5 protein-coding genes and 7 tRNA genes are annotated in these 7,975 nt (G+C 36.7%); 1 reads left to right on the top strand and 11 read right to left on the bottom strand.

The genetic code is table 11. The annotated features are described in order from the left end of the window. Positions 1-67: 67 nt before the first annotated feature. The 7 genes from AC0NBN_RS01635 to AC0NBN_RS01605 all read right to left on the bottom strand — a co-directional run bounded on the left by AC0NBN_RS01635 (position 68) and on the right by AC0NBN_RS01605 (position 1,162). Positions 68-149 (bottom strand) — tRNA-Cys (locus tag AC0NBN_RS01635). A gap of 389 nt (positions 150-538) precedes the next feature. Next, a tRNA-Met gene (locus AC0NBN_RS01630) sits at positions 539-612 on the bottom strand. Between the two features lie 100 nt (positions 613-712). Next, positions 713-784, bottom strand: a tRNA-Glu gene (locus AC0NBN_RS01625). A gap of 6 nt (positions 785-790) precedes the next feature. Further along, positions 791-862, bottom strand: a tRNA-Pro gene (locus AC0NBN_RS01620). A 68-nt stretch (positions 863-930) separates the two neighbouring features. Continuing rightward, a tRNA-Asp gene (locus tag AC0NBN_RS01615) sits at positions 931-1,002 on the bottom strand. Between the two features lie 7 nt (positions 1,003-1,009). After that, positions 1,010-1,083: transfer RNA gene (locus AC0NBN_RS01610), tRNA-Arg, on the bottom strand. A 5-nt stretch (positions 1,084-1,088) separates the two neighbouring features. After that, positions 1,089-1,162 (bottom strand) — tRNA-Lys (locus AC0NBN_RS01605). A 1,062-nt stretch (positions 1,163-2,224) separates the two neighbouring features. On the opposite strand from AC0NBN_RS01605, the gene AC0NBN_RS01600 reads away from it, so the two are divergent. Next, a complete protein-coding gene (locus tag AC0NBN_RS01600; RefSeq protein WP_160811466.1) occupies positions 2,225-4,297 on the top strand; it encodes an alpha-ketoacid dehydrogenase subunit alpha/beta in 2,073 nt (690 codons plus the stop codon). Positions 4,298-4,659: 362 nt separating this feature from the next. Here the strand turns inward: AC0NBN_RS01600 and AC0NBN_RS01595 are convergent, their stop codons facing one another. The 4 genes from AC0NBN_RS01595 to efp all read right to left on the bottom strand — a co-directional run bounded on the left by AC0NBN_RS01595 (position 4,660) and on the right by efp (position 7,967). Then, positions 4,660-5,304, bottom strand: coding sequence for a porin family protein (locus AC0NBN_RS01595; RefSeq protein ID WP_160811467.1), 645 nt, complete (start codon positions 5,302-5,304; stop codon positions 4,660-4,662). 17 nt (positions 5,305-5,321) lie between these two features. Continuing rightward, entirely contained in the window at positions 5,322-6,194 is an 873-nt protein-coding gene (gene sucD / locus AC0NBN_RS01590; RefSeq protein ID WP_160811468.1) for a succinate--CoA ligase subunit alpha, read from the bottom strand. A gap of 92 nt (positions 6,195-6,286) precedes the next feature. Beyond that, positions 6,287-7,189 carry an LpxD N-terminal domain-containing protein gene (locus AC0NBN_RS01585; protein ID WP_160811469.1) on the bottom strand — a complete coding sequence of 301 codons (903 nt, stop codon included), beginning with the start codon at positions 7,187-7,189 and terminating at the stop codon, positions 6,287-6,289. Positions 7,190-7,403: 214 nt separating this feature from the next. Further along, positions 7,404-7,967 (bottom strand): elongation factor P, encoded by a 564-nt coding sequence (gene efp / locus AC0NBN_RS01580; RefSeq protein WP_143883968.1) that lies wholly within the window; start codon positions 7,965-7,967, stop codon positions 7,404-7,406. Positions 7,968-7,975: the final 8 nt, after the last annotated feature.

Genomic DNA, 7,975 nt, shown 5'->3' with positions numbered 1-7,975 from the left:
GATGTAAGAACTTCTGCGCTCGACAAACTTTTTCTTTCTTCGGAACTAATCTCATTTTAGTTATTTGAGATGGTTATGGGATTCAAACCCACTCAGCTTACGCAACGGTTTTGCAGACCGCCCCGACTCTTCCACTTCGGCGAACCATCGTTTTTATGAGTAATCAGTAATGGGTAATGAGTAATTTCCCAATATTCTGATTATTCTTTTTTATTTAAATTTTCATTAAAAAATAAAGCCTGTCTTAATTTTTGTTTGATGTAAGAACTTCTGCGCTTTGACAAACTTTATCTGATCTAAAATTTATATTATGTTTAAAACTTTCATTATCGCGCTTCAAAATGAGTTAAGAAAAAGCCTATCTATATAATATCGTGTTTTTGGCTAAAGATCTTCTGCTCTCGACAAGCCTTTTCTTTTTTCTCTTTGAAACAATTAACTTAGTTTGAATTGTGAATAGTCAGTTATCAATCTGCTTTGCTTGTCAATTTAAAATTCACTTACGAAGTAAATTCACCACTGACTATTCACTTTTCTGTAATTTCGGAAGGACTCGAACCTTCAACCTTCGGCTTATGAAACCGATACTCTAACCCATTGAGCTACGAAATCGTTTTTAATTTGGTGAATAACCAATTGTCAATTCGCTTTGCTCATCCATTTTTTAAATTTGCTTACGAAGTAAATTCACCATTGACTATTCACTTTTTTGCACTCCATAAGGGAATCGAACCCTTGTCGTTCGGTAGAAAGCCGAATGCACTAACCTCTATGCTAATGGAGCAAACTGTCTGGAAAGCAGGGTTCGAACCTGCGACCTCCCGCGTCCAAGGCGGGTAAACAACCACCGTTATCTTTCCAGTTTTGCAGATTCACTTTCATTTTCTTTTCCGGGAGACAGCCGGAGCAGAAGTTTTCCGTGAATCTTTGCGGTCTATGCGAGAATCGAACTCGCAGTGCCCGAGAGACAGTCGGGAAGGTTAACCATTACCTCAATAGACCTTTTTTGTGATTCCGACAGGATTCGAACCTGTAACCCTGGGTTTAGAAAACCCATGCTCTATCCAATTGAGCTACGGAACCTTGTGTAATCCCAGAAAGATTTGAACTTTCAACCCCCGGTTTAAAAGACCGGTGCTCTAACCATTTGAGCTATGAGATTGTTTTTAATTTGTGAATAGGCAATTATCAATTCGCTTTGTTTGTCAATTTTTAATTTACTTATGAAATAAAATTCACTATTGATTATTCACATTTTTGGGTATCTCCGGGGATCGAACCCTGTTCTCCGGTGCCACAAACTGACGCTTTACCAAATAAGCTAGAGAAACCATATACCATAAAAAAAAAGCGCCTCTTTTCGGGAGGCGCTTTATATTTCTGGACGTGTCAGTTCATTAGCTGACCCATGTATATAAGCACCTTTTTCCCACAAATTCACTATCAAGAAGATTAATACAAGCATATCCTTTCCCCATGGGTTTTTGTCCGTGTTGTATTGAATACTGATTAGATATGTTATGTAATTGTCTCATTATATTCTTGCTATTTTAAAAATGTTTTTCTGAATGATTAAAAACGTGTTGCTTTTAATTTTCGGTTGCAAAGTAAAGATGATTTTTTTAAATTCACAAATTTATTTTTCAATTAACTGTTTGAAAATCAATTAATTAAACCTACTTTTCAACATAGAGAATTTCTGTCCGCAATGTCTCGCAGATGTCTTAAATACCTAAATGACTGTCTCTCATCGGGTTACTGATCACGCTTTATTTTCTTATTAATTGTTCATTGTTGATTAAATATTTTTCACTTTTATGGTTATTTTTTTTCATTCTAAATAATTTCTGCCCTAAAACACAAAAAACGCCTCAATGATCGAGGCGTTTCTGCAGTATTTTGGTTAAATTTTTACGAGTTTACAGTAAATAATTTTCAAAGCAAGCACATTTCGCCTCATAAGATATCATCCATTCATATCCAAACGATCCCTTTACTACAGGGCGATCGCATAGATTTAAACTGATATGTGCTCTTTGTATTGTCATAATTTTACTGGTGCAAAGATAAATAAATTCTTGTTTGTCTAAATAGCTGGTTTGCTTAAAAGCTTTTTTACTCGCTTAAAAACCACAAAATATCTGTAAGCAAGATAAGGGTATCCGATCTTTTGCTCAATACTAACACTTGTTAGTATTTTGTTTTTTATCTATCTTTGCTATCTATGGAAAATACACTTCACGAAAAAGTTTCACAGGATATTTTACTTAAAGCTTACAATCATATGATGCTTGCTAAGGCAATGGCAGACATTTATGAAGAAAACAGAAATGTGTGTAAGTATGTTCACAGTACATCCAGAGGCCATGAGGCTATTCAGCTGGCAACTGCTTATCAACTAAAAAAAGAAGATTGGGTATCCCCTTATTATCGTGATGAAAGTATTCTTTTAGGCATTGGTTTTGAACCATATCAGCTTATGCTGCAATTATTAGCAAAAGCTGACGACCCATTTTCCGGAGGAAGGTCTTATTATTCCCACCCATCAAGCAGGGATGAAAATAAGCCAAAAATTATCCACCAAAGTTCAGCAACAGGTATGCAGACAATTCCTACAGCCGGAGTTGCACAAGGGATAAAATACATTCAGGATTTTAATCTGAAACAATTTGAAAATAATCCGGTTGTAATATGCAGTCTTGGAGACAATTCTGTAACAGAAGGTGAAGTGAGTGAAGCACTTCAGTTTTCTGCATTACACCAGCTTCCGATAATTTTCCTTGTGCAGGATAACGAATGGGGAATTTCAGTAACTAAAGAAGAAGCGAGAACCTGTGATGCCTACGATTTTGTGGCAGGTTTTGAAGGACTAGGAAGAATGCGGGTTGACGGAACTGACTTCGTAGAAAGTTTTGAAGTCATGAAAAAGGCAGTCGATTTTGTACGAACTGAGAGAAAACCTTTAGTTGTTTGTGCTAAAACTGTTTTAATAGGGCATCATACTTCCGGAGTAAGAAGAGAATTTTACAGAGATGAAGAAGATCTTGTGAAACACAGAGCAAAAGATCCCGGGGAAATTTTAAGAAAATATCTTCTGGAAAGTGGTGTAGATGAAGATCTTTTAAAACAAATGACTAAAAAAGCCCGTCTGGAAGCAGAAGAAGCTTTTGACAGAGCTCAAAAAGCAGAAGATCCGAAACCTGAAACGGTAATGAATCATGTTTTTGCTCCAACACCGATTACCGAAGAAGTGGGAACCCGTGAACCGGAAGGCGGAGAAAAAATTGTAATGGTTGATGCCGCTATTCACGCTATTCAGGAATTGATGTGGAAGCATCCCGAAGCTTTGTTGTACGGACAGGATGTTGGTGAAAGAATTGGCGGGGTTTTTCGTGAAACTGTAACGTTAGGAAAAAAATTCGGAAGTAAAAGAGTTTTCAACACCGCCATTCAGGAAGCGTATATTATTGGTTCCACAACCGGAATGAGCGCTGTTGGATTAAAGCCTATCGTTGAAGTACAGTTTGCAGATTATATTTATCCGGGTATCAATCAGCTGATTACAGAAATCTCAAAATCCAGCTATTTGAGCCAGGGGAAATTCCCTGTAAGTAATATCATCCGGGTTCCTATCGGAGCTTACGGAGGAGGAGGTCCTTATCATAGCGGTAGCGTTGAAAGTATCTTAGCCAATATTAAAGGAATTAAAATTGCTTATCCAAGTAACGCAGCAGATTTTAAAGGACTACTGAAAGCTGCATATTATGACCCTAATCCAGTCGTAATGCTGGAGCATAAAGGTCTTTACTGGAGTAAAGTTCCCGGAACCGAAGATGCCAAAACTATTGAGCCAGCTGAAGATTATATTTTGCCATTCGGGAAAGGAAAAGTAATCATTGAAGCGGATAAAAATGAGACTGAAAAAGGCAGAACTCTGCTAGTTGTAACTTACGGAATGGGAGTTTACTGGGCTAAAGAAGCGGCGAAAAACTTTAACGGAAGAATTGAAGTAATTGATCTGAGAACATTAATTCCTCTGGATGAAGAATTGGTTTTTGAAAGAGTAAAAGCTCACGGAAAATGCATCGTTTTAACAGAAGAACAGTTAAATAATTCTTTTGCTGAAGCTTTTGCACACAGAATTTCCAAGAACTGCTTTAAATATCTTGATGCTCCGGTTGAAACAATGGGTTCTCTGGATACTCCTGCTGTTCCTATTAACTTAGTTTTAGAAAAAGAAATGCTTCCAAATTCTGAAAAGTTGAGCAGTAAGATTGAGGAAATGTTGAGATATTAATAAAAAGTAAAATACTTAGCCTTTAAAAATTTTAAAGGCTTTTTTTATGCTTATAAGAATTATTTATAGCGAACTTTGTTTAAAGTAAAAAGAATAATCATAAATACTTCTTTAGGAGCAGAGCCTGTGTAAAGATAATAGCAATTAAGTCAAGCGCGAAGGATTGCAATAAAAATATCCAAATTCAATACTTATAAATAGAGTTCCTACGGAGCGCAGAATGGTTTTGAACATTATTTCTACACAGATAAAACTCCAAAGGAATTTCAACAAAGTGAATTTTTAAGTTACTTTAAACAACTTCATAAAAAAATCCCAAACTTTACAGGTTTGGGATTATATTTTTTCTGACTGAAAAAAATCTATTCGAAAATATAGCTTAGGCTTAAACTTAAAACCTGCTCAGATTTCTTTTTTGATGAATTTGGATCGAGTTTACTTTCATCAAGCTGAGGATAAGTATTTGATAAACCAAAATCATATTTTAAAGCCAATTCAAGTTGTCTTTTATAGCTATATCCTATTCCTGCACCAATTGCAAAGTTAAAGGACTTTGCTTTACCCAACTGATCTGTTCTGTAAATTTCACGAGATTCGTTAGTCACCTTCTGATCAATCAAGAAATTGAATCTTGGACCAATTAATCCGAAAAACTCAGATTCTGCTTCAGAAAAGTATCCTTTAAAAGATACCGGAACACTGATATAATTGTTCGCATACATTGCGTTATAACCTTTAGAACCTTTTGCGTCTTTGTCTTTTCCTGATTCTCCGGCACCATAATAGACTACTTCGGGCTGAATGTAGAACTGGTCATCACTTCCCAATGGAATAAGCGCCAAAACACCACCCTGAAAAGCAAAGCGGGCACCTGAAGGATTGTGTGCATTTTTTACTCTGGAATAGTTCCCACCTGCAGTAAGACCAAATCTTGTTCCTCTCAGATCAATCTGAGCAAATGAGGAAACAGATAATGCCAATGCTGTGGTTAATAAAATTTTTTTCATATCATCAATGCTTAAAATTAACCTAAGATTCTTGCAACAGTTGCACCAATATCAGCAGGGGAATCTACTACATTGATACCATTTTCTCTCATGATTTCCATTTTAGCCTGTGCTGTATCTTCTGCACCTCCAACAATTGCACCAGCGTGTCCCATCGTTCTTCCTTTAGGAGCAGTTTGTCCTGCGATAAAACCTACAACAGGTTTTGTAGAACCACTCGCCTTATACCATCTCGCAGCTTCAGCCTCAAGACCACCACCAATTTCTCCAATCATTACAACTGCTTCAGTCTCAGGATCGTTGATAAATAATTCTAAAGCTTCTCTCGTTGTAGTTCCGATAATCGGGTCACCACCAATTCCGATAGCTGTAGAAACACCGTAACCGGCTTTTACCACCTGATCTGCAGCTTCATACGTTAAAGTTCCTGATTTTGAAACGATTCCTACTTTTCCTTTTTTGAAAACGAAACCAGGCATAATACCAATTTTAGCTTCTCCAGAAGTAATAATACCAGGGCAGTTAGGACCGATTAATCTACAATCTTTATCAGCGATATAAGATTTTACTTTAACCATATCTGCAACAGGAATACCTTCAGTAATACATACAATAACTTTGATACCTGCCTCAGCAGCTTCCATAATAGCATCTGCAGCAAATGCAGGCGGAACGAAAATAATACTCACGTTGGCTCCTGCTTTTTCAACAGCATCTGCTACGGTGTTGAATACCGGCTTACCTAAATGCTCGCTTCCTCCTTTACCAGGAGTAACACCACCTACTACGTTGGTTCCGTACTCAATCATCTGACCAGCATGGAAAGTACCTTCGTTACCTGTAAATCCCTGTACAATTACTTTAGAATCTTTGTTTACTAAAATTGACATTTTATTGTTGTTTTAATTTATTTTTTCTGATTTATTAACGCTCACAAATTTACTTATTTTTCTTTGATTATAAATAAATATGAGCAATTAGTTTACCCAAGATTCCTCAGCTTAACTTCTTTTTTCAGATACGTTTTAAAATCTTCTGCAAACATCCCGATATAAGTTCCTTTTTTCAGATCACGGTTGACTCCTGTTTTGCCCAAAAGTACAGAACCACTTTCGATATGGTTGCCTGATGCAATACCAACTTGTCCCCACAAAGTAACCTCATCACCGATAATACAACACCCTGCTACACCAACCTGCGAAGCAATCAAACATCTTTTGCCAATCACCGTATCATGACCAATCTGAATCTGATTATCTAAAACAGAACCTTCTCCGATAATGGTAGAATCTGTAACGCCTCTGTCAATGGTACAGCCATTTCCTATTTCTACATTATTTTCAATAATTACGTTTCCTACGGAGATTAAACGATCGAAGTTCCCGTTGAGTTTTCTGTAATAAAATGCATCACCACCTAAAACTGTATTGGATTGAATGACCACATTATCACCAATTACCGTTCTGTCGCCAATTACTACATTCGGAAAGATAAGGGTATTCTTCCCAATTTTTACGTTATTTCCAATTACTGCAGAAGAATGAATTTTTGTACCTTCTCCTATTTCTACGTCGTGCAGTTCTTCTGTGAAGTTTGAAATTCTGGTAAAATGGGTATTGATCATATTGAAATCTCTGAAAGGGTCATCAGAAATCAGAAGAGCTTTTCCTCCCGGACATTCTACTTCTTTATCAATAAGAATTATAGTTGCAGCAGAATTTAGTGCTTTATCGTAATACTTTGGATGATTGACGAAAACAATTTCGCCGGGTTTTACTCTGTGAATTTCGTTGGTTCCTAAAACTTCAAAATCTTCTGAGCCAATAAATTTTGCTCCAATAAGATCAGCAATCGTTTTAAGATTTTGTGGATGATGAAACGTCATATTCTTAAAAATGATGTTTAGTTAAATCAACCATATTAAGGTTTGAACTTAACATGGTTCTTTGCTGTTTGACTTTGCAGCCCGGCCTGAGTGGAGCTCTTTTTGCCGGAGCGAAGCGGAGGCAAAAAAGCGGGAACGGAGGACGGAAAAAGCTGCCATAAAAAAATGAAAGCTGAAAGCTATTAGCTTCCAGCTTCACGATATTGTAAGATGCTTACTTCACTCTTTCCAAATAAGAACCGTCTTCTGTACTTACTTTGATTTTGTCTCCCGGCTCGATGAATAAAGGAACCATTACTCTTGCTCCTGTCTCAACGATAGCGTTTTTCAATGCATTGGTTGCTGTATTCCCTTTCACACCCGGATCTGCTTCCACAACTTCCAAATAAACAGATTGTGGTAATTCAGCAGAAAGCGGCGTTTCATCTGCCTCCTTAAGGATAATGGTAACTTCTTCGCCTGCTTTCATCAGGTTTGAATTTTCAATCATCTCTTTGTTTAGATATAATTGCGAAAAATCTTCATTATTCATAAAGTGAAAACCATTCTCATCATCATAAAGATATTGGAATTTTCTTGTGATTACTTTCACTTCGTCAATCTTATGACCTGCAGAAAACGTGTTGTCGATTACTTTACCGTTGGTTACTGATTTTAGTTTAGTTCTTACGAAAGCAGGTCCTTTACCTGGTTTTACGTGAAGAAATTCGATTACTTTAAAAATATCATTGCTGTATTCTATACAAAGACCTTTTCTGATATCGTTACTTGTTGCCATTATTTTTT

This window comes from Chryseobacterium sp. L12 (assembly GCF_056133985.1).
The sequence above is the reverse complement of the archived record's forward strand: the minus strand, read 5'-3'. Positions and strand labels throughout refer to the sequence as shown.